Here is a 22,854-nt window from a genome sequence, read left to right on the forward strand (position 1 = left end):
GCTGACCATGCGTGGGATAATGTTGCCGGATCTGGTCTGAACGCCATCTCCGGCTAACAAAATAATGTCGCTAAAACTAAACGATGCGGCAGGCGTCGGCTTCCCAGCGGTAACCGACGCCATAAACGGCGCGGATAAATGACTGTTCGGCGTCGAGAGATTCCAGCTTGCGGCGCAGGTTTTTAATGTGGCTGTCGATGGTGCGGTCGGTTACTACGCGGTAGTCGTCATAAAGATGATTGAGCAATTGCTCGCGGGAGAACACTTTTCCTGGTTCGTGAGAGAGCGTTTTCAGCAGACGAAATTCCGCAGGCGTCAGGTCAAGCATTTTACCGCGCCATGAAGCCTGAAAACGACCTTCGTCGATAATCAACGGGCTTTCAGCATCCTGTTGCTGCAACTCGCGCTGCGGTTTGCAACGGCGCAAAATGGTTTTGACGCGCGCTACCACTTCCCGTGGGCTGTACGGCTTACAGATATAATCATCTGCGCCAATCTCCAGCCCCAGCAGGCGATCGATCTCTTCGATTTTTGCCGTCACCATCACGATCGGAATGTCAGAAAAACGACGAATTTCCCGGCACAGCGTCAGGCCATCGGTGCCAGGGAGCATCAGATCTAACAGGATCAGATCCGGTGGTGTCTGGCGCACATACGGCAGTACCTGATCGCCGTGGCTGATAAGCGTCGGCGCATAGCTCGCAGCACGCAGATAATCAATGAGCAACTGCCCCAGCTTCGGTTCATCTTCCACGATCAAAATACGCGGTGTGTTTTCGTCGATTGGTAACTCGGTCATACTTCTCTCTGTAAATCCCGTTCCAGCGGTAACTCTACTGTAATGCTTACCCCGCCAAAAGGCGAATGGGCAGCAATAATGCGACCATTATGTGCTTCAACAATGTTCAGGCAAATCGCCAGCCCCAGCCCGGAACCGCCGCTGGCACGGTTGCGGGAACCTTCGGTGCGATAAAAACGTTCAAACAATTTTTGTAGCTGATCGTCACTGACACCTGGCGCACTGTCGGCAAAGGTCAGGCGCACCGTTTTGTCGCGCTGCCCGGCAGAGATTTGCAGGCTGCCGCCGCTGTCAGTGTAGCGCAGGCTGTTTTCCAGTAAGTTATTGAATAACTGCATTAAACGGTCGCGATCGCCAAATACGGTAATACTGTCTGGCAGGGAAAATTGCAGTTTCAGGTCACGGCTGGCGAATCGTTCGCGAAATGCGCCGCCCGCCACTTCCAGCAGTGGGATCAAATCTACCGGTGCTTTTTGATAGGCGAGAGCGCCTTCATCAGACATCGACAACTGATGGAGATCGTCAACCAGTTTGGTCAGTGTACCGACCTCCGCCTGTAAAGACGCCACCGTCTCCGGCGTGAATTTACGCACGCCATCCTGAATGGCTTCCAGTTCACCGCGCAGCACCGCTAATGGCGTACGCAGTTCGTGAGAAATATCGGCCATAAAATCGCGCCGCATTTGCTGGTTTTTCTCCAGTGTGCTGGCAAGCTGGTTGAAGTCTTGCGCCAGTTTGCCCAGTTCATCTTCACTGGTGGGCGTTACGCGGGTAGTGAAATCGCCCGCCGCCAGTTTGTGCGTGCCGTCCACCAGCCGTTTGACCGGGGCCAAAAGACCGCGCGCCAGCAGAAAGGTGGCGAGCGCCGCGAGTAACGTTGCCAGAGCGACAATCAACCAGCTGGTTTGCCGCTGTTGTTTATCGAAATTGATATCAGTATTGCGCGTTAACCGCTCAACGGGGGAGGCGATCACCGCGCCAACTTCCGCACCGTTGACCAGAATGGGTCGCCGTGTACCGTCAGGTGGAATCGGCGCTCGCGGACCAACCAGCACTTTGTTGTTTTGATCAACCACCCAGAACTGGGTACGCCAGCCGTGCGGTGGCATACCCGGGCCGGGTTTATCTTCCGAATTATCGTGTTCAAATGAACGCAGGATCTGAAAGACAAAGCGATCATTGTTGCGCAGGAAGCGCCAGTTGCCATGCTGCGCATACTGCTCGCCAAGCGCATCACTTAACAGTTGTAATCGCTGTTCATTACCATGCTTGATGTAATCAATAAAGCCACGCTCAAAACTGATACGCACCGCCCAGTGCATACTGATCAGCAAGACAATGCAGGTGGCGAAAATCGCCAGAAACAGTTTGCCGGTAATACCAGGTCGCCAGAACTTCATTGCGCGCTCCTTTTTCGCCGCGAAATAGCTACATTTTGATGCGTATCGTTCGGCACTCTGGCAAAGATGAACGCCGGAAGGGCGATGATCAACGCCATGCTAAGCCAGGTGTACATAAAGACGGTTTGTGTGGTGCCGCTGTCGACGCTGACATGCTGTGAACCAAAAAGTCCCAGCAACAGCCCGGCGATAGTGACGCCGATACTCATCGACAATTGCATAATCATCGACAGCAGACTGTTGCCGCTGCTCGCCAGATTGTCCGGGAGATCTTTCAGCGTCAGGGTGTTCATGGAGGAGAAACGGGTCGAGTTGACCATCCCTTGTAAAAACAGGACGAACGGCAAAACGTAGTACCAGCCCAACAGAGCGGTAGTCATAAACAACAGGGTGACCAGCGACAGACCCAGCGTGGTCGCTACCAGTACCCGACGATAACCAAAGCGATTCACCACCTGAACCACTATTCGCTTCATTCCCATGCTGCCAAGCACCATCGGGATCATCATCAGTCCGGCATGAAACGGTGAGAAGCCAAGGCCAATTTGCAGGAAAACCGGCGTCATAAAGGGCAACATGCCGCTACCGATACGTCCGGCAAAGCTCCCCGCCAGGCCCAGCGAAAAGGTACGAGTGCGGAACAGTTTCAGACTGAAAAGAGCGCGGTTGTTATTTCTGGCGTGCAGCAGATAAAGCACCAGTGCCACCACACCAACTGCGACCAGGCCAGTAATCGCCAGCGGCGATAAACCTGTACCTTTACTGCCGTCTAGCGCCAGGGTTAATACCGCCATGCCAACCGCCAGCAATAAAAAGCCGGAGAGATCAAAGCGCCGCGTCTGCATGGTATAGTTCGGCATTAACATCAATGTGGCGATCGCACCGATAATCCCCACCGGAATGTTGATCAAAAAGATCCAGTGCCACGACGCGTACTCCACCAGCAGACCGCCGAGCGCCGGACCGAGCAGCGGACCGACCTGACCGGGTAACGTGACAAAGGTCATCGCCGCCATATATTGCTCGCGCGGTACGATTTTCATCACCGTCAACCTGCCGACCGGCACCATCATCGCGCCGCCAACGCCCTGTAACGCGCGTGCCAGCAACAGTTCGTTCAGCGTGCCGGAAAGCGCGCAAAACAGTGAACCGAGAGTAAACAGTACGATAGCGGTAAAGAAAATATTGCGCACGCCGACTTTGTCCGCCAGCCAGCCGCTGGCGGGCAGCATCACCGCCACGGTCAGCACATAAGAGACAATGACCATGTGCATATGCAGCGGGCTTTCCCCCAGGCTTTGTGCCATTGAGGGAAGCGCGGTGTTAACGATGGTGGTGTCCAGCGACTGCATAAAGAAGCCGAAAGCCACAATCCACAATTGCCAGCGGGTGCTGTCGGGAAGATCTGTCATTTACTCGGTTACCGTTTGTTTAGGTTTACGCGAAAAACGCAGCCGTAGACGGTCGAAAAAGAGATACACCACCGGCGTGGTATACAGCGTCAGGAGCTGGCTCATTACCAGACCGCCGACAATGGTGATCCCCAGGGGTTGGCGCAACTCCGATCCGTCGCCGCCCGACAATACCAGCGGCAGCGCACCAAACAGCGCCGCCAGGGTAGTCATCATAATCGGGCGAAAACGCAGCAGACAGGCCTGGAAAATAGCTTCCTGCGGCGTCAGGTTACCGTGCCGTTGGGCTTCAAGCGCAAAATCGACCATCATAATGGCGTTTTTCTTCACGATGCCGATTAATAGCATGATCCCTATCAGGGCGATTAGGCTGAACGGGGCATTGAACAGCTCCAGCGCCAGCAGCGCTCCAACGCCCGCCGAGGGCAGGGTGGAGAGAATCGTCAGCGGATGTACGTAACTCTCGTAAAGGATACCCAGCACGATATACACCGTGGCGATGGCGGCGATAATCAGGATCACCTGTGAGTTCATCGTCTCCTGGAACACCTGCGCCGTGCCGGCAAAACTACCGCGCACCGTCGAAGGCACACCAAGCTGGGTCATTGCGCGATCGATCGCCGCACTGGCGTCCGAGAGCGATTTTCCGGTCGGCAGGTTGAACGAGATGGTCGAGGCTGCCGATAATCCCTGATGATTCACCGATAGTGGGGCATTCGCCGGTTGCCATTTAGCGAAATACGACAGCGGGATCGCTTTTCCTTCGTTATTGATAACGAACATTTTTTCCAGCGCGCTGATGTCCTGGGTATAGCGCGGATCCACTTCCATCACCACTTTATACTGGTTCATCGGCTGGTAAATGGTCGAGATTTGCCGCTGACCGAAGGCGTTATTTAACAGGCTGTTGGCGGCCTGTACGTCGATTCCCAGCCGTGCCATGGTGTCGCGATCGTAAACCAGATTCATCTCCGCGCCGTTATCCTGCTGATCGGAGTTCACGTCCGCCAGTTCCGGCAACGTCGCCAGTTTTTTGCGGATTTTCGGCTCCCATTCGCGCAGTGCCGCCAGGTCGTCGGATAACAACGTGTACTGGTAGCTGGCGTTCGACTGACGCCCACCAACGCGAATATCCTGTACCGCCATCAGGAACAGATTCGCCCCCGGTTCTTTCGCCAGCTTCACGCGCAGACGGTCAATAATTTGCTGCGCTGTTTCGCTGCGTTCGTCGCGTGGCTTGAGGGTGATAAACATCATCCCGCTGTTCACTCGCGAACCGCCGGTAAAGCCGGTGACATTATCCACTGCCGGATCGTCACGGATAATTTTCATGAAATCCTGCAACTTACCGCGCATCGCCTGAAACGAAATACTCTGATCCGCCTGTATCCCGCCCATCAACACGCCAGTGTCCTGCTCCGGGAAGAAGGTTTTCGGGATCGAGATATATAGCCAGATATTCAAAGCAATGGTGCCAAGCAGCACCATGCCCACCAGACGGGTATGATTGAGCACCCATTTCAGTGACTTACCATAGCCTTGTTGCAGGGCTACCAACATGCGACCAAAACCACGCAGTCGCTTTTGCTCGCGCGGCTTGCTGGCTTTCAGCATCCAGCCACACATCATTGGCGTTAATGTCAGAGAAACCAGCAACGAAATACCAATGGCGACAGAAAGCGTCACGGCAAACTCGCGTAACAGTCGGCCCGGCAATCCGCCCATCAACAGCAGCGGCAGGAACACCGCCACCAGCGACAGACTCATCGACAGCACCGTAAAACCGACTTCGCGAGTACCTTGCAGTGCGGCTTGCAACGGTTTCATTCCCGCTTCCAGATGACGTGCAATGTTTTCCAGCACCACGATGGCGTCATCCACCACGAAACCAGTAGCGATGGTGAGCGCCATTAACGAAAGGTTATTGAGACTGAATCCGCACAGGTACATCGCCGCAAACGTACCAATCAGCGAAACCGGCACCGCAACGGCGGGAATAATAGTGGCGCGACCCGAGCGCAGGAATAAAAACACCACCAGAATCACCAGCGCCACCGAGATAATCAGCGTTTGCTCGACTTCTTCCAGCGAGGCGCGAATGGTGGGGGAGCGATCCTGGGCAATTTGCAGATCAATCGCTGCCGGAATGGTTTCCTGCAACTCCGGTAATTTTGCCCGGATGCTGTCAACCGTCTGGATAATATTGGCTTCCGGCAGCTTGCGGATCATCAGCAAAATAGCCGGTTTGGCGTTGGTCATCCCGGCGTTGCGCACATCCTGCACCGAGTCTGTCACCGTCGCCACATCACCCAGACGAACCGCGCCGCCGTTGTTGTAATGAATAATCAACGGCTGATATTCAGCGGCGGTTTTCAGTTCATCGTTGGTCTGGATCTGCCAGCGGTGAGTGCCATCTTCCAGCGCCCCCTGCGGTTTACGCACGTTGGCATTGCTGATGGCAGTGCGTACGTCGTCCAGCGACATGCCCTGATTAAACAGCGCCTGCGGGTTCAGCCCGACGCGCACGGCGGGCAGCGAGCTGCCGCCGACATCGACATCACCGACGCCGTCGATTTGCGAAATCGTCGGAGCCAGCTGCGTCGAGGCGAAATCGTACAATTCACCCTGCGAATAAGTATCGGAGGTTAGCGTCAGGATCATAATTGGCGCATCCGACGGGTTCGCTTTGCGATAAGTCGGGCGGCTGGGCATCCCACTGGGCAGCAGACTTTGTGCGGCGTTGATCGCCGCCTGCACATCACGCGCCGCACCGTTGATATCCCGGTCAAAATCAAACTGCAAAATAATACGCGTGCTGCCGAGCGAACTGCTGGAGGTCATTTCACTGACCCCGGCAATGCGCCCAAGTGAGCGCTCCAGCGGCGTGGCAACGGAAGACGCCATTGTCTCCGGCGACGCACCGGGCAGCGAGGCGCTGACCATAATCACCGGAAAATCGACCTGCGGCAGCGGGGCGACCGGCAGCATACGGAAACCCAGTATGCCGCACAGGGTAATGGCGACCGACAGTAAAATCGTCGCCACCGGGCGGTAAATGAAGAGGGCAAAAAACTTCACTTACGCCTCCTCTTCATGACGGGCAAAGCGACTTTTGGTCCACAATGCCAGGCGGTCAAACAGCAGATAAATCACCGGCGTGGTGAACAGCGTCAGCACCTGGCTGACAATCAGGCCGCCGACCATGCCGATACCTAACGGACGACGCAGTTCCGCGCCGACCCCGGTACTCAACATCAGCGGCAGCGCGCCAAGCAGAGCCGCCAGGGTGGTCATCAGGATCGGACGAAAACGCAACAGACAAGCCTGGTAGATTGCATCGCGCGGCGACATGCCTTGCTCGCGCTCAGCAGCCAGCGCGAAGTCGATCATCATGATGGCGTTCTTCTTCACGATACCGATCAGCAAAATAATGCCGATAATCGCAATCACATCCAGTTCGCTACCGGCAATCATTAACGCCAGCAGGGCGCCAACACCTGCCGTGGGTAGCGTCGAGAGAATGGTGATCGGGTGAATAAAGCTCTCGTACAGAATGCCGAGCACGATATACATCGCCACCACCGCCGCGACAATCAGCCAGACAGTGCTGCCCAGCGCCGACTGGAAGGCGAGGGTGCTGCCCTGGAACTGCGTGGTGATATCCACCGGCAGATTCAGCGTCTTTTCGGTGTCCATAATCGCCTGCACCGCATCGCCCAGCGAATAGTTATCTGGCACGTTAAAAGAGATGGTCGTTACCGGGAACTGATCCAGATGGTTGATGGAAAGCGGCGCAAAACGCTGTTCAACTTTGGCAATTGAGCTTAACGGCACCACGCCGCCGTCGCTGCTGGTAAGGCGAATGGTATCCAGCGCCGCGAGGCCTGGGGTATTTTCGGTGTTGTGCTCCAGCACCACGCGATACTGGTTAGCCTGAGTATAAATAGTGGAAATCAGCCGCTGACCAAACGCGTTGTACAGGGCGTTATCGACGTCCGCCATGCTGATCCCCAGACGGCTGGCGCTGTCGCGATCAACATTGACATACGCCACCAGCCCTTTGTCCTGCCAGTCGCTGGAGACATCAGATAGCTGTGGCAGCTGCTGGAGTTTTTCCATCAACTGTGGCACCCAGGTACTGAGCGCATCCAGTGACGTGGCCTGCAAGGTAAACTGGTACTGGGTGCGGCTGACCTGAGTATCGATGGTCAGGTCCTGCGTTGGTTGCAGGAAGAGATCGACGCCCGGCACTTTATCCACCGCCGTTTGCAGACGGGCGATGACTTTTTGCACCCGATCATCACGTTCATCCAGCGGTTTGAGGTTGATCTGCAAACGCGCACTGTTCAGCGACGGGTTAGTGCCATCAACGCCAACAAATGAGGTTAGACTTTGCACTGCCGGATCCTGCAAAATCACGTCCGCGACCTGGCGTTGCCGCTGGGCCATATTGGCAAAGGAGCTGGATTGCGGTGCCTGCAAAGTGCCCTGAATAATGCCGTTATCCTGTACCGGGAAGAAACCTTTCGGAATGAACACCCACAATAGAACGCTAAGCAGCAGCGTGCTGAGCGCCACGCTTAAGGTCAGCCACGGATGATTCAGCACTTTCGCCAGTCCACGGCCATAGGCGGCGATTATCCTGTCGAACATTTTCTCCGAGGCACGGGAGAAGCGGTTCTGTTTACGCAGCGACTCCTGGCTGAGCATCCGCGCGCACATCATCGGTGTCAGGGTCAGCGACACCACCGCTGAGATCAAAATCGCTACCGCTAGGGTAATAGCAAATTCGCGGAACAGTCGCCCGACGATATCGCCCATAAACAGCAGTGGGATCAACACCGCAATCAGCGAGAAGGTCAGCGAGATAATGGTAAAGCCGATTTCACCTGCGCCTTTGAGCGCCGCCGCCAACGGTTTTTCGCCTTTTTCGATATAGCGGGAAATATTTTCGATCACCACGATGGCGTCATCGACCACGAACCCGGTGGCGATAGTTAACGCCATCAGCGTCAGGTTATTGATTGAAAAATCGAGAAACACCATAACCGCAAAAGTGCCGATTAACGACAGCGGCACGGCAACACCGGGAATGATGGTCGCCGGAATATTGCGCAAAAACAGGTAGATAATCATGACTACCAGCGCGATAGCCATCATCAATTCAAACTGAGTATCATCGACGGATGCGCGGATATTGGTGGTGCGATCGGAAAGCACTGTCACCTTCACCGATTTCGGCAGACTCTCAGTGAGCTGTGGCAGCATCTGCCGAATGCTGTCGGCGGTGGAGATAATGTTAGCACCGGGCTGGCGCTGAACATTCATCACAATGGCCTGTTCTTTGTTCGCCCACGCGCCGAGCCAGCTGTTTTCTGCACCTTGCTCTACAGTTGCGACATCGCCCAGACGAATTGGCGCGCCGTTCTGGTAGGCGATGATTAGCTGGCGATACTCTTCGGCGGATTGCATCTGGTCGTTCGCGGAAAGCGTGACCGCACGGGAAGGGCCGTCGAGGCTACCTTTTGCCGAGTTAACGTTAGCGCCGGTAATGGCGGTGCGCACGGTTTCGCTGGTCAGGCCGAGGGCGGCAATCGCCTGAGCGTTAAGTTTGACGCGAACAGCCGGACGCTGACCGCCGGAAAGCGTCACCAGGCCGACGCCGGAAATCTGCGAGATTTTCTGCGCGACGCGGGTTTCCACCATATCTTCCACTTGCGTCATCGGCATGGCGGTTGAGGTGACGGCGAGCGTCATGATCGGCGGATCTGCCGGGTTCACTTTGCTGTAAACCGGCGGGTTAGGCAGATCGCTCGGCAACAAGTTGGTCGCAGCGTTAATCGCGGCCTGCACTTCCTGCTCGGCGACATCGAGCGGTAATGTTAGCTGGAACTGCAAAGTGATAACTGACGCACCGCCGGAACTTTGCGACGACATCTGTTTCAGGCCAGACATCTGCCCGAACTGGCGTTCTAGCGGCGCGGTAACGGCAGAGGTCATGACATCCGGGCTGGCACCTGGGTAGAGCGTGACCACCTGAATGGTCGGATAGTCCACTTCCGGCAGCGCCGAAACGGGCAGGGCGCGATAACCGATAATCCCGGCGAGTAAGATCGCCACCATCAGCAGCGTGGTGGCCACAGGACGCATAATAAACAGGCGCGACGGGCCGCCTGTGCTGCTCGGGGGTAACACCTGCATCAGGAGCGTGCTCCTTTTTTCGCGTATTCGCGGCTGGTGGCTTTCTCTTCCGGAGTAGTGGCGCTCTGGGCTTCCACCACTTCCACTTTCGCCCCTTCGGTCAGGCGATCAATGCCGTCTGTCACCACGCGATCGCCCGCAGAAATACCTGCACGGATCACCACTTTCTGACTGTCCTGAATGCCCGGCGTCACCAGATGTTTGCTGACCTTGTTTTCGCTATTCAGCACCCAGACAAAATGGCCTTCATTGCCCATTTGCAGGGCGGCTGTTGGGATCACTACGGCGTTTTGTTCGGTGTCGACTAACATGCGCGCGTTAACAAACTGATTGGGAAACAGCGCATCATCCTGATTATTAAAGCGTGCTTTCACTTTAATCGTACCGGTAGTGGCATCGATTTGGTTATCTAGACTTAACAGCGTGCCTTCACTTAATTTCTTCGAGTTGGTGCGATCCCAGGCTTCTACCACCAGCGGTTTTCCGGCTTTCTGCGCCTGCACTACGGTAGCGATATCGCTTTCCGGCAGGGTAAAGACTAAATCGATAGGATGCGTCTGGGTGATCACCACGATCCCGGTGGTATCACCACTGGAGATTTGGTTACCAACATCAACCTGCTTGAGACCAACGCGACCATCGACTGGTGCGGTAATCCGGCTCCAGTCGAGTTGCAGCTGCGCGCTGGCAACGCTTGCTTCATCAGCCTTAATGGTGCCTTCGGTTTCACTGACCAGCGCCTGTTGGGCATCCAGCTCCTGGCGGGAAACGAGATTGGTTTTTGCCAGTTGTTGATAACGCGCCAGGTCACGGCGGGCGTTGGCAAGCGTGGCTTTATCTTTTGCCAGTTGGCCCTGGGCTTGTGCTAATGCAACTTTGAACTGGCTGGGGTCAATTTCTGCCAGTAAATCGCCTGCTTTGACCTGCTGGCCTTCCTGGAAATGTAACGCTATCAGTTGGCCGTCCACGCGGCTGCGCACCGTAACGGTATTAGCGGCGGTAATGGTGCCAAGCCCGGTGAGGTAACGCGGAACTGCCTGTTCTACGGCGGTCGCCGCCTGAACCGGGGCTAATGGGCCGGAACGCATACCACGTCGACCACCCGCTGGCGATTGCTGCGCTTGTTTCGTCGCCCCTGGGGCTGCACTCCGGGAGTCATTGCGGCCTTGCCAGAACCAGAATGCGGCGATGGCGGCGATAACCACCACGATTACGATTACCCAACGGGATTTATAACTACCTTTCATCGTTAAGAGTTTCTCTTCCTGAAACGTTTCGCGGAATGATACTAGTGTAGCCAGCCAATAAGGGAGAAAAATGGAGGAATTATGAAACACTGTCTGGAATCGTCTGAATGACGGGCACATTTGCGAGCACGCATCCAGTAATAACACATGAAACTATTTTATCTACGCGTTAGCGATAGACTGCTTGCATGGCGAAAGGAGGTAAGCCGACGATTTCAGCGGGACGCTGAAACGGGAAAGCCCCTCCCGAGGAAGGGGCCATAAATAAGGAAAGGGTCATGATGAAGCTACTCATCATCGTGGTGCTCTTAGTCATAAGCTTCCCCGCTTACTAAGACTACCAGGGCGGGGGAAACCCCGCTCTACCCTCACTCCTGAAAGTATGCCTTCACGATAAGATTGTCAATCCGCAGGCTTTGTAGTCTGCGATCCTGCCAGCAAATATTCTTTGCGAGTCGTTACGCAATAATCACAGAGGAAACTATTTTATTCACGCGTTAGCGATAGACTGCATTCAGGGCGAAAGGAGGTAAGCCGATGATTTCAGCGGGACGCTGAAACGGGAAAGCCTCTCCCGGAGAAGAGGGCTTTTAATAAGGAAAGGGTTATGATGAAGCACGTCATCATACTGGTGATACTCTTAGTGATTAGCTTCCAGGCTTACTAAGAACACCAGGGGGAGGGGGAAACCTCTCCCTAACCCTCACTCCTGAAATTATGTCACTCCGCCCTTAGTGTCAATCGACGGCTCTCCGTTCTTGCGAGGCGAATAGCAAAATTTTCTGCGCCGCCGGGCCTAATTCTGAAAGTTTCTTCGTTTGCTCTTATTTCATTATTGCAGTCGGTATGATACCGGACCTCGATAATTCTCTAAGAAAGGATTTCTTATGAGCGAACAAATCACGTTTGCCACCAGCGATTTTGCCAGTAACCCGGAACCACGTTGCCCCTGCATTTTGCTGCTGGATGTTTCTGGTTCTATGAACGGTAGACCTATTAATGAACTTAACGCCGGATTGGTTACCTTTCGTGATGAACTGCTTGCTGATCCGCTGGCTTTAAAAAGAGTGGAACTCGGCATTGTGACGTTCGGCCCGGTGCATGTGGAACAACCCTTTACCAGCGCCGCTAATTTTTTTCCGCCCATCCTGTTTGCCCAGGGCGATACACCAATGGGTGCGGCCATTACCAAAGCCCTGGATATGGTAGAGGAGCGGAAACGTGAGTATCGTGCAAATGGTATTTCGTATTATCGCCCGTGGATTTTCCTGATTACCGATGGTGCACCAACCGATGAGTGGCAGGCTGCAGCCAACAAAGTGTTTCGGGGGGAAGAAGATAAAAGGTTTGCTTTCTTTTCCATCGGTGTTCAGGGGGCGGATATGAAGACGCTGGCACAAATTAGCGTTCGTCAGCCTTTGCCTCTGCAAGGATTACAATTCCGTGAACTGTTTAGCTGGTTATCCAGTTCGCTGCGTTCGGTTTCCCGCTCCACGCCGGGAACGGAAGTTGTGCTGGAAGCGCCAAAAGGCTGGACGTCAGTGTGAGCTGGCGTCTGGTCTATGCATCAACCGTTGGAACGTCGCACATCAGCGCGGACTTGCCTTGTCAGGATGCCTGCCAGATGCAGATTGCCTGGTTAAATGACCAGCAGCCATTATTGTCGGTATTTGTCGCTGATGGCGCAGGCAGTGTCTCGCAGGGTGGCGAAGGCGCGATGCTCGCCGTCAATGAAGCGATGGCTTATATGTCGCAAAAAGTGCAGGGCGGGGAATTGGGGCTTAATGATGTCCTCGCCACAAATATGGTACTGACCATTCGTCAACGACTTTTTGCCGAGGCGGAAGCCAAAGAATTAGCGGTTCGCGATTTTGCCTGCACATTTCTGGGACTGATTTCATCGCCTGACGGCACCTTGATTATGCAGATTGGCGATGGCGGCGTGGTGGTAGATTTGGGTCACGGTCTGCAATTGCCTCTCACGCCGATGGCGGGTGAATATGCCAACATGACGCACTTCATTACCGACGAAGATGCCGTTTCCAGACTGGAAACTTTCACCAGCACTGGGCGTGCGCACAAAGTTGCAGCATTTACGGATGGTATCCAGCGACTGGCGTTAAATATGCTGGATAATTCTCCTCATGTGCCTTTCTTTACCCCGTTTTTCAATGGACTGGCGGCAGCAACGCAGGAACAACTCGATTTATTACCTGAATTGTTAAAGCAGTTTTTGTCCAGCCCGGCGGTAAACGAGCGTACGGATGATGATAAAACGTTGGCACTGGCGCTGTGGGCAGAGTGAGTTTCTCATGGCGGTTGAAGACAACAATTCAACCGCCAGTTTAAACAATAAATATAACGGCTGATTAGCGAACTAATTTTGCTCTTAGCTCGTCGGCTTCTTCTTTTGGATAGGTGACCAATAAAGGATCAATGGTATAACCGCCGTAAATTTTATCCCCGCGCGTATACATCCAGTCTGAAATATCTTCTTTCTTGATTTTCCACTCCTGGCCATATTCTACGTTTGTAACAATACCAGGGTCATTGCTGATTACGCCAATAAACATGCCGTTAGAATAAGTGACATCCGTAAGCCAGAAATGCTCGGTTCTTCCGTGATCGGTTATCGGGGCTTTGACTGCGAAAGTATCGGCATCTTTTTTATTCATAACCTCGATGAATTTATCGGTTTCTTTCCGCGCATGTTTAATCGCGTCAGACATCGCTTGTTTATCATAACCTCCCGTCACTAACGTATCCGAAACTTCACTAAAGCCCGCGGTAGTAAAAAATAGCAGACTCAACATAAGTAATATCTTTTTCATTTTTTCTCCAGAATCCCTTTGTAGTCAAAGTTAGCAAAAACCTGTGGAAGTTAATCATTATCAGGCCGAAATTGAATTGTATCCTGATAAAATTGCATTATCATTTTTATTCTTGAGTGGGTTTTCCCCATATAGAAATAATTTTAATGGTTAGTTGTTATTATTCATTGAAATATAATATAACTACCCGCGAAATATTATGAAAACAAATATAAAAGTATTTACATCGACAGGTGAATTGACCACTCTTGGCCGTGAACTGGGCAAAGGTGGTGAAGGCGCGGTTTATGATATCGAGGAGTTTGTCGATAGCGTCGCCAAGATTTATCACACGCCGCCACCCGCCTTAAAACAGGACAAACTTGCCTTTATGGCTGCGACAGCTGACGCGCAGTTGTTGAATTATGTCGCCTGGCCGCAGGCAACGCTTCACGGTGGACGAGGCGGAAAAGTTATCGGTTTTATGATGCCAAAAGTTTCTGGTAAAGAACCGATTCATATGATCTATAGCCCGGCACATCGTCGCCAGAGTTACCCTCATTGTGCGTGGGATTTTCTACTCTATGTTGCGCGCAATATTGCTTCATCTTTTGCTACGGTTCACGAGCACGGGCACGTCGTGGGTGACGTAAACCAGAACAGTTTTATGGTAGGTCGCGACAGCAAAGTGGTACTGATTGATAGCGACTCCTTTCAAATTAACGCCAATGGCACACTGCATTTATGCGAAGTCGGCGTGTCGCATTTTACGCCGCCAGAGCTACAAACCTTGCCATCATTTGTCGGTTTTGAACGCACAGAAAATCACGATAATTTTGGCCTTGCGTTGCTAATTTTTCACGTCTTGTTTGGTGGGCGGCATCCTTATTCTGGTGTGCCGCTTATCTCTGATGCGGGTAATGCGCTGGAGACGGATATTACCCATTTCCGTTATGCCTACGCGTCAGATAATCAGCGACGTGGTTTAAAACCGCCGCCACGATCTATTCCGCTATCGATGTTACCGAGTGATGTTGAAGCCATGTTTCAGCAGGCATTCACGGAAAGTGGCGTGGCAACCGGGCGTCCGACGGCTAAAGCGTGGGTAGCGGCACTGGACTCTCTACGCCAACAGTTAAAGAAATGTATCGTTTCAGCAATGCATGTTTACCCCGCTCATTTGACTGACTGCCCGTGGTGTGCGCTGGATAATCAAGGTGTTATCTATTTTATTGATCTCGGCGAAGAGGTCATTACCACCGGCGGGAATTTTGTGCTGGCGAAAGTCTGGGCGATGGTGATGGCGTCAGTAGCACCGCCAGCATTGCAACTGCCATTACCCGATCATTTCCAACCGACTGGCAGGCCGCTTCCTTTAGGCCTGTTACGGCGCGAATACATCATTCTGCTTGAGATCGCACTGTCAGCATTATCGCTGCTGCTTTGCGGCCTTCAGGCAGAACCGCGTTATATTATTTTGGTTCCTGTGCTGGCGGCTATCTGGATTATTGGCAGTCTGACAAGCAAAGCGTACAAAGCAGAAGTTCAGCAACGCCGTGAGGCATTTAATCGTGCGAAAATGGACTATGACCATTTAGTCCGCCAGATCCAGCAGGTAGGCGGCCTGGAAGGTTTTATCGCCAAACGGACGATGTTCGAAAAAATGAAGGACGAAATTCTCGGGTTACCGGAAGAAGAGAAACGCGCTCTGGCAGCACTTCATGACACTGCAAGGGAACGGCAGAAGCAGAAGTTTCTGGAGGGATTTTTTATTGATGTTGCCTCTATTCCCGGCGTTGGCCCTGCGCGTAAAGCGGCGTTACGGTCTTTTGGTATTGAAACAGCCGCAGATGTTACCCGTCGTGGCGTTAAGCAAGTGAAAGGGTTTGGCGACCATCTGACCCAGGCGGTTATCGACTGGAAAGCGAGCTGTGAACGCCGTTTTGTGTTCAGGCCGAATGAAGCGATAACGCCAGCAGACAGACAAGCGGTAATGGCGAAAATGACCGCCAAACGACATCGGCTGGAATCGGCGTTGACAGTCGGCGCGACAGAGTTGCAGCGATTCCGCCTTCATGCTCCAGCACGGACCATGCCGTTGATGGAACCGTTACGTCAGGCAGCAGAAAAACTGGCTCAGGCGCAGGCAGATTTAAGCCGCTGCTGAGCCATTTTTCAATTAACGAAACACCACTTCCGCCCAGCGTGCCAGCCCGGCGGTGACGGAGCCAAAGTCATCGCCGCCTGCAATCGGAATGCCCGGCAACTGTTCTGCCAGCGCTTTTTTAATCAGCGGAGAACGGGCGCTACCGCCGGTCAGGTAGATAACGTCCGGTTTTTCCTGGGCGTTATCCAGGGCCAGTTGCACCTGTTCCAGAATCCGCGTCAGTGGCTGGCTGAGGGCGCTTTCCAGCCCTCGCTGGCTAATCAGCGTAGCCAGTTCATTGCTGATAAACGGCAGTGAGGCGCGGGTTTCCGCTACGCTTGAAAGAGCAATTTTGCACTCTTCTGCGCTACGCACCAGGCGATAGCTTAAACGCTGACGCCAGACTTTCTGTAACAGGGCCACTTTTTCCGGTTCGCGGGCATCGCGTACCAGATCGTTAAGCAGACGACCGTTGGCACTACTGTAGAAATCACTCTGCGCAGGTACGTCGTTGATGGCAACCGCATTCCACCACGGCAGGATCGGCAGGGCGATGCCTTTTTCGGTTTCGCCACCCATACCCAGCAGTGGCATCAGGTTTTTAAACGCCAGGGCGATATCCAGATCGTTACCGCCAATACGACAACCACTGTGACCCAGCAGGCTGGCTTCACGATCGAGACGCGAACGCCACTGCGGTCCCATCAGCAGCAATGAACAGTCAGTCGTACCACCGCCGATATCCACCACCAGCACCCGTTTTTCTTCCTGCAAGGTGGCTTCGTAATCCAGCCCAGCCGCGACCGGCTCGTACTGGAATACCACGTCCCTGAATCCGGCACGCTTCGCCGCGCGTTCCAGAATCCCTTGCGCCTGGGCGTTTGCTTCATCGCCGCCCAGCCCCTGGAAGTTGATCGGGCGACCAATCACCGCCTGAGTAATCGCTTCTGGCAGCTGCGCCTGCGCCTGCTGGCGAATGTGCAACATCATTGCGCAGACCAGATCCTCAAACAGCGCTACCTGCTGCGGTTTTAAGCCGCTGGCACCGAGGAACGATTTTGGTGATTTCACAAACCACACTTCTTCTGGATCATCAATGTACTGTGCCAGTGAGGAAAGACCGAACTGCACGCTTTTCGCCGTAACATCGATATCTTCTTCGCGGTTATAACGAATCGCCCGACATAACAGCGCCTGCGTTTCATCGTCGTCTGCCGGAACATCATGATGGCGGTACAGCCATTCACTTACTGCTTCACGCGTTGGCGCGCAAAGCATTGAAGGCAGCAGCGTGCTGTCGTTTTCCATTTTCAGTAATTGCGGTTTACCGTCACGCATGACCGCCACTGAACAGTTTGCTGTACCGTAATCAAAACCAATAAACACGAATTAATCCCCATGCCGGTGAAGAAGGGGCGTGACTTTAGCGAAATGTTGCCGTCGCGACAACCGGAATATGAAAGCAAAGCGTAGCGTCTGAATAACGTTTATGCTGAAAGCGGATGAATAAGGAGATGCGATGTATACCCTGAACTGGCAGCCGCCGTATGACTGGTCGTGGATGTTGGGATTTCTCGCCGCCCGTGCAGTGAGTGGTGTGGAAACGGTCGCTGACGATTATTATGCCCGTAGTCTGGCGGTGGGCGAATATCGCGGCGTGGTGACTGCTATTCCGGATATGGCCCGTCATACTCTGCACATAAATTTAAGTGCAGGTTTAGAACCTGTTGCCGCTGAGTGTCTGGCGAAAATGAGCCGCCTGCTTGATCTGCAATGTAACCCGCAGATTGTTAACGGTGCGTTGGGCAAGTTAGGCGCGGCGCGGCCCGGATTGCGTTTACCCGGCTGTGTTGATGCTTTTGAGCAGGGTGTGCGGGCGATTTTAGGCCAACTGGTGAGCGTGGCGATGGCGGCAAAATTGACTGCCAAAGTGGTACAGCTTTATGGCGAACGGCTGGATGATTTTCCGGAGTATATCTGCTTCCCGACGCCTCAGCGGCTGGCAGCAGCCGACCCGCAGGCATTAAAAGCGTTAGGTATGCCGTTGAAACGGGCAGAGGCGCTGATTCATCTGGCAAATGCGGCGCTGGAGGGCACCTTACCAATGACAATACCGGGCGATGTGGAGCAGGCGATGAAAACGCTGCAAACTTTTCCGGGTATCGGGCGCTGGACGGCGAATTATTTCGCCTTGCGCGGCTGGCAGGCGAAAGATGTTTTTCTGCCGGATGATTATCTGATTAAACAGCGATTTCCGGGGATGACACCGGCACAAATCCGCCTTTATGCCGAACGCTGGAAGCCCTGGCGTTCTTATGCGCTGTTGCATATCTGGTATACGGAAGGCTGGCAACCAGACGAAGCATGACGTTGGTCGCCGGATGCGGTGCGAGCGCCTTATCCGGCCTGGAGAATGAGCGATTTGTAGGCATGATAAGACGCGTTAGCGTCGCATCAGGCGATGGGGAAGCACGCCTCAGTTAATCGCGAAATAACTACTATTCACCAGCAAATCCAGCGGTTGGGCATCGGCAATCACATCACCATAAATCAGATCGACGCCGATGCCAGAAAGCGTATCCATCACTAAGGGTAAAACGACTGGCCCGGCGATGGTTTTCATCCCGAGTCGCTGAGCGTGCCCCTGAATAATCGTAATCAGCATCTCATCCATCAAATTACCCTGCACGTTGGCGCATAACTCACCATCAAGTAGCAGGTAATCTGCCATATTCGCTTTCAGCGAGTTGAAGATTTGCAGATCGCGGCCCACCTGGCTGAGCACTATCCGACATCCCGCCAGCCGCAGTTTTTGCACGCTTTCTGCGTGATCTAAAATCGCTTCAGCCGGAATAATCAGATGTAATAACCGTGGTGGTAGAGGGCTATTTTCCAGCTGCTCAAGCAGATCATTCACCAGCGTGGCGCTACTCAAACCGGCAACGGAAAGAGGGAGGGCGATGCTTATGCCTTTACTGGCAACCGCTTTGGCGGCCTGCTGGAAAAAATCGTGGAATACCCGTCGGTCAAGAGCATGGCTAAGTGCCGGATCGCTGAAGCTACGACGAAATGTTTGTTCATCAATAATCTCGCCTTCGCAATTCCAGAGCTTAAGTGAAATCAGCCACAAATTACGTGCTTCCGGGATCCGTGGCGAAGCGACACCGTGGGCGATCATCATCAACTGATTCTCTTTAATCATCCGCCACTGTTCATCAAGCGACATCGCTGCCCGCTCGCTATGTGCGGCAGCTTGCTGCGGTTCGTAAATCGTCACCCGGCCCCGGCCACCATTTTTGGAGGCATAACAGGCGATATCAGCCTGCGACATCACTTCAGCCGCCTGATGATTGTTGTCATCAATCAAGGTAATCCCGGCACTGGCACCTACCCGATGTACACGTCCTTCCCATATAAAGTGATAATCATTCACGGCACTGATAATGCGTGTAGCGATAAAACGCGCACTTTCGATATTACAGTCTGGCAACAGTAGACCAAATTCATCACCACCGAGTCGCGCCAGCACGTCGCTGGAGCGCAGCATACTCAGCATCAACGACGCCAGTTCGCGCAGTAAAGCGTCACCCGCCGCATGCCCGGCGCTGTCATTCACCGCTTTAAAGCGATCAAGATCGATAAACACCAGGGCATGTCGCTGATGTGTACTGTTTACCGTTTGCAGCAGGATACGCAGTTGTTTCTCAAAACTGGCGCGGTTGGCGAGATGCGTCAGTGCATCATGGGAGGCGCTGTAGCTCAGCTGGCGCAGCATTTTGCGTGATTCGGTGACGTCCTGAATCACCAGAACCGAACCAATATTGCTGCCGTCCAGAGTACTTAACGGCGTAATACTGTAATGCACGTCGTAGCTGCCGCCGCTCCGACAGTGCAACACCACATCTTGTTCAATCGCGGAACGTGAGGTGTCGGCACTGTAAATGTTCTCCATTAATGGTCCGTTGTCGCCAAAAGTAATATGCAACACCGTCAGGAGCGGAACACCTAACGCTTCTTCCTGCGTCCAGCCGCTCATCTTCTCCGCCACTGGATTCATAAAGGTAATTTTCATCGCCATATCAATACAGACCACGGCTTCACCGATGGAATCAAGCGTAATGTGCAGGCGCTCTTTTTCCTGAAACAATGCCTCGTTAAGCTGTTTAACCTCGGTCATATCCATATTAATGCCGAGCAGGCGTTCGACTTCGCCTTCTTTATTCAGTACCCGGTTGGCGAGGGCGCGGATATGGCGAATACCGTCTTTTACGGTAATGCGAAATTCCAGCTTAAAGGGCGAGCGTGATTGCAACGAATCACGAATCACTTTTTCGGCATGCTGGCGATCTTCCGGCAGCACGCACTCGTACCACACCTGCCAGTTCGGTTTGATATGCGGAGGAATTTCATACAGCTCGAACATCCGCTTATCCCAGCTAAAAATATTCGGCTTCAGCTCCCACTCCCAGATACCAATCCCGCCCGCTTCGTTAGCCAGCGTGATGCGCTCCATCAGTTGCTGATTCACCTGTTCGGTGCGTTTTAGCTCGTTAATGTCTTCAATCTGAGCGATAAAATAGAGCGGCGTGCCATCCGTGTGGCGCACCAGTGAGACGGCAAGCAACGCCCAGACAACATCGCCATTGCGGTTGTAGTAGCGTTTTTCCATTGAATAGGTGTTTATTTCACCGCTTATCAGCTTTTCAACCTGTTGGAGATCTTTATTGAGATCCTCCGGCCAGGTCAGTTGCTGAAAGGTGAGTCCGCGCAGCTCTTCCTGACTGTACCCGAGAAACTGGCAGAGCGCTTTGTTGGTTTGCAGCCATTGTCCCTCGGTGCCCACTAACGCCATACCGATAGCGGAATATTCCATGGCGTTCCGAAAACGGGTTTCGCTTTCGGAAATGTGTTTGCGTTCCGCACGAAAGGCATACATCACCATCGTCATGATGTTGGCGGGCAGCAGGATCAGCAAAAACGGTAGCCACGGCATATGGCTCATCAGGTATGTACGCGGCGTAGCAAGCAGGGAGGGATCCGCGGCCATCATCAGCGACACCATCATCACCGTGGTAAGGAAGATCAAAAAGGCTTCCATTCGTGGCAGGCGCACGGCGCTCCACATCAACAGCACAATAATGAAAGTAAAAGGCCACGGCAGGTACAACATAGAAAGCCAGCTTAACGTCAGCGTGATGGCTAACGTGAGCAGTGACTCAAAAAGTAACCGTGGGTTGCGATGGCGCAGCAGATAGTGTGGCTTAAATAACAATCCCAGCGGCACCAGTGCCAGAGCGCCGATGGATTCTGACAGTACCCATATCAAAAATGCCCTGAGAGGATCGTCTCCGGGCGTCAGCAGGACAACCAGAACACCCCCCAACAGAGGCGGAACAATGGCGCTGCCGAGTGCCAGACGCAGCCAGTCAGCCAGATTTTGCAAGGGGTTATACCACGGCAGCAATTTACGTAGCAGCACTGCCCCGACCACGGCTTCAACAATATTGATGGTCGTCCAGGTCATGTTCAGCGAGCTGGTGGAAAAAAGCAGGATGGATGCGGCGATATTTCCCAGCGAACAGCTCAGCGCAATTCCCAGCCACATGCGCCCGGCATGGCGATAAAACGCCACCATCATGATGGACGTCGGGAACCACAGTGGGGCGAGTTGGGTGCCAAACTGCGAAAGCTCAAGCGAGAAAAGGGTAAAGATAAACGAGACTAAACCTAAACTGACCAGGTGAAGCAGCGGGTGGGGCAGGGCAATTAATACATGCTGTGATTGTTTGCTCATTACCGCTTTATCCGCAAGACCAGGTCGCCAGTATTCGTTTCTGTGTTTATGCTAGTACAAAAGTTTTACATTTTATATGCGAATTGCTCATAAAGTGACGTAAAGGCGGATAATTTGCGCAACTGCGTATAACATTTTTTACCTTGTATAAAACTGATCAACGTAATTTGCCACCGGGAATTCTTCGTCAACAATTAACTCTGAGCGCGCGGCAACGCTATTCGACTGGTATCAGGCGGATGAAATCCCTATAATTGCCGCGTTTGGCGCTTCGTCGCCCCCTTCCTAACATCCAGGTTAATCAGGTCGCTAAATATATGACTGATCAGTCTCATCAGTGCGTCATTATCGGTATCGCTGGCGCATCGGCTTCCGGCAAGAGTCTTATTGCCAGTACCCTTTATCGTGAATTACGTGAGCAAGTCGGTGATGAACACATCGGCGTAATTCCCGAAGACTGCTATTACAAAGATCAAAGCCATCTGTCGATGGAAGAACGCATTAAGACCAACTACGACCATCCTAGCGCGATGGATCACAGCCTGTTGCTTGAGCATTTACAAGCGTTGAAACGCGGCTCGGCAATTGACCTGCCGGTTTACAGCTATGTTGAACATACGCGTATGAAAGAAACGGTGACGGTTGAGCCGAAGAAAGTCATCATTCTCGAAGGCATTTTGTTGCTGACGGATGCGCGTTTGCGTGACGAACTTAACTTCTCCATTTTCGTTGATACCCCGCTGGATATCTGCCTGATGCGCCGCATCAAGCGTGACGTTAACGAGCGTGGGCGTTCAATGGATTCCGTGATGGCGCAATATCAAAAAACCGTGCGCCCGATGTTCCTGCAATTCATTGAGCCTTCTAAACAATATGCGGACATTATCGTGCCGCGCGGCGGGAAAAACCGCATTGCGATCGATATATTGAAAGCGAAAATAAGTCAGTTCTTTGAATAAGCTTGATAAATTGTGTACCGTTCAGTGATAACCTGGTATGCCCTTGACGTAATTGGCGTTAAGGGAGTGATGCGCGAAAGGAGAAA

At 53.2% G+C, this 22,854-nt stretch carries 16 protein-coding genes; 7 read left to right on the forward strand and 9 right to left on the reverse strand.

Annotation, left to right across the window (positions count from 1 at the left end; all coding sequences use genetic code 11):
* Positions 1 to 76: 76 nt before the first annotated feature.
* From baeR to mdtA, 6 genes are read right to left on the reverse strand one after another with little or no spacing between them, the layout of a single operon-like run.
* The gene (gene baeR, locus FTE26_RS13710; RefSeq protein ID WP_000137877.1) at positions 77 to 799 is read right to left on the reverse strand and encodes a two-component system response regulator BaeR; all 723 of its coding nucleotides are present in this window, start codon (positions 797 to 799) and stop codon (positions 77 to 79) included.
* On the reverse strand, positions 796 to 2,199 hold the full coding sequence (baeS, locus tag FTE26_RS13715; RefSeq protein WP_000675141.1) for a two-component system sensor histidine kinase BaeS: 1,404 nt from the start codon (positions 2,197 to 2,199) through the stop codon (positions 796 to 798). The genes baeR and baeS overlap by 4 nt, the downstream gene beginning before the upstream one ends.
* Positions 2,196 to 3,611 carry an MFS transporter gene (locus tag FTE26_RS13720; RefSeq protein ID WP_000130887.1) on the reverse strand — a complete coding sequence of 472 codons (1,416 nt, stop codon included), beginning with the start codon at positions 3,609 to 3,611 and terminating at the stop codon, positions 2,196 to 2,198. The genes baeS and FTE26_RS13720 overlap by 4 nt, the downstream gene beginning before the upstream one ends.
* The gene (gene mdtC / locus FTE26_RS13725) at positions 3,612 to 6,689 is read right to left on the reverse strand and encodes a multidrug efflux RND transporter permease subunit MdtC (RefSeq protein WP_000667496.1); all 3,078 of its coding nucleotides are present in this window, start codon (positions 6,687 to 6,689) and stop codon (positions 3,612 to 3,614) included.
* On the reverse strand, positions 6,690 to 9,812 hold the full coding sequence (gene mdtB, locus FTE26_RS13730; protein ID WP_001197880.1) for a multidrug efflux RND transporter permease subunit MdtB: 3,123 nt from the start codon (positions 9,810 to 9,812) through the stop codon (positions 6,690 to 6,692).
* Positions 9,812 to 11,059, reverse strand: coding sequence for a multidrug efflux RND transporter subunit MdtA (gene mdtA, locus FTE26_RS13735; protein ID WP_000678989.1), 1,248 nt, complete (start codon positions 11,057 to 11,059; stop codon positions 9,812 to 9,814). The genes mdtB and mdtA overlap by 1 nt, the downstream gene beginning before the upstream one ends.
* Before the next feature lie 278 nt (positions 11,060 to 11,337).
* On the opposite strand from mdtA, the gene FTE26_RS13740 reads away from it, so the two are divergent.
* The 4 genes from FTE26_RS13740 (at position 11,338) to pphC (ending at position 13,364) form a co-directional block, all read left to right on the forward strand.
* A complete protein-coding gene (locus FTE26_RS13740) occupies positions 11,338 to 11,394 on the forward strand; it encodes a type I toxin-antitoxin system Ibs family toxin (RefSeq protein ID WP_001386899.1) in 57 nt (18 codons plus the stop codon).
* A 272-nt stretch (positions 11,395 to 11,666) separates the two neighbouring features.
* The gene (gene ibsA, locus FTE26_RS13745) at positions 11,667 to 11,726 is read left to right on the forward strand and encodes a type I toxin-antitoxin system toxin IbsA (protein ID WP_010723109.1); all 60 of its coding nucleotides are present in this window, start codon (positions 11,667 to 11,669) and stop codon (positions 11,724 to 11,726) included.
* Positions 11,727 to 11,946: 220 nt separating this feature from the next.
* Positions 11,947 to 12,606: a vWA domain-containing protein gene (locus FTE26_RS13750; RefSeq protein ID WP_000003154.1), complete on the forward strand. Its 660-nt coding sequence runs from the start codon at positions 11,947 to 11,949 to the stop codon at positions 12,604 to 12,606.
* Positions 12,603 to 13,364, forward strand: coding sequence for a protein-serine/threonine phosphatase PphC (gene pphC / locus FTE26_RS13755; RefSeq protein WP_000119090.1), 762 nt, complete (start codon positions 12,603 to 12,605; stop codon positions 13,362 to 13,364). The genes FTE26_RS13750 and pphC overlap by 4 nt, the downstream gene beginning before the upstream one ends.
* 64 nt (positions 13,365 to 13,428) lie before the next feature.
* Here the strand turns inward: pphC and FTE26_RS13760 are convergent, their stop codons facing one another.
* A complete protein-coding gene (locus FTE26_RS13760) occupies positions 13,429 to 13,890 on the reverse strand; it encodes a YegJ family protein (protein ID WP_000722348.1) in 462 nt (153 codons plus the stop codon).
* A 199-nt stretch (positions 13,891 to 14,089) separates the two neighbouring features.
* Between FTE26_RS13760 and yegI the strand changes: the two genes are divergently transcribed.
* Entirely contained in the window at positions 14,090 to 16,036 is a 1,947-nt protein-coding gene (gene yegI, locus FTE26_RS13765) for a protein kinase YegI (protein ID WP_000856080.1), read from the forward strand.
* 12 nt (positions 16,037 to 16,048) lie between these two features.
* Here yegI and yegD read toward each other — a convergent pair whose 3' ends face one another.
* Entirely contained in the window at positions 16,049 to 17,401 is a 1,353-nt protein-coding gene (gene yegD, locus FTE26_RS13770) for a molecular chaperone (RefSeq protein WP_000469723.1), read from the reverse strand.
* Between the two features lie 133 nt (positions 17,402 to 17,534).
* On the opposite strand from yegD, the gene alkA reads away from it, so the two are divergent.
* Complete coding sequence (alkA, locus tag FTE26_RS13775; RefSeq protein WP_000288376.1) at positions 17,535 to 18,383, forward strand: DNA-3-methyladenine glycosylase 2; 849 nt, start codon at positions 17,535 to 17,537, stop codon at positions 18,381 to 18,383.
* Between the two features lie 108 nt (positions 18,384 to 18,491).
* On the opposite strand, the gene FTE26_RS13780 is transcribed toward alkA, so the two are convergent.
* Positions 18,492 to 21,809 carry a diguanylate cyclase gene (locus FTE26_RS13780; RefSeq protein WP_021566433.1) on the reverse strand — a complete coding sequence of 1,106 codons (3,318 nt, stop codon included), beginning with the start codon at positions 21,807 to 21,809 and terminating at the stop codon, positions 18,492 to 18,494.
* Positions 21,810 to 22,126: 317 nt separating this feature from the next.
* Here FTE26_RS13780 and udk point away from each other — a divergent pair, with 317 nt between their 5' ends.
* A complete protein-coding gene (gene udk / locus FTE26_RS13785; RefSeq protein ID WP_001369718.1) occupies positions 22,127 to 22,768 on the forward strand; it encodes a uridine kinase in 642 nt (213 codons plus the stop codon).
* Positions 22,769 to 22,854: the final 86 nt, after the last annotated feature.

This window comes from Escherichia sp. S10b, assembly GCF_028421345.1.
Classification (GTDB): domain Bacteria; phylum Pseudomonadota; class Gammaproteobacteria; order Enterobacterales; family Enterobacteriaceae; genus ECMA0423.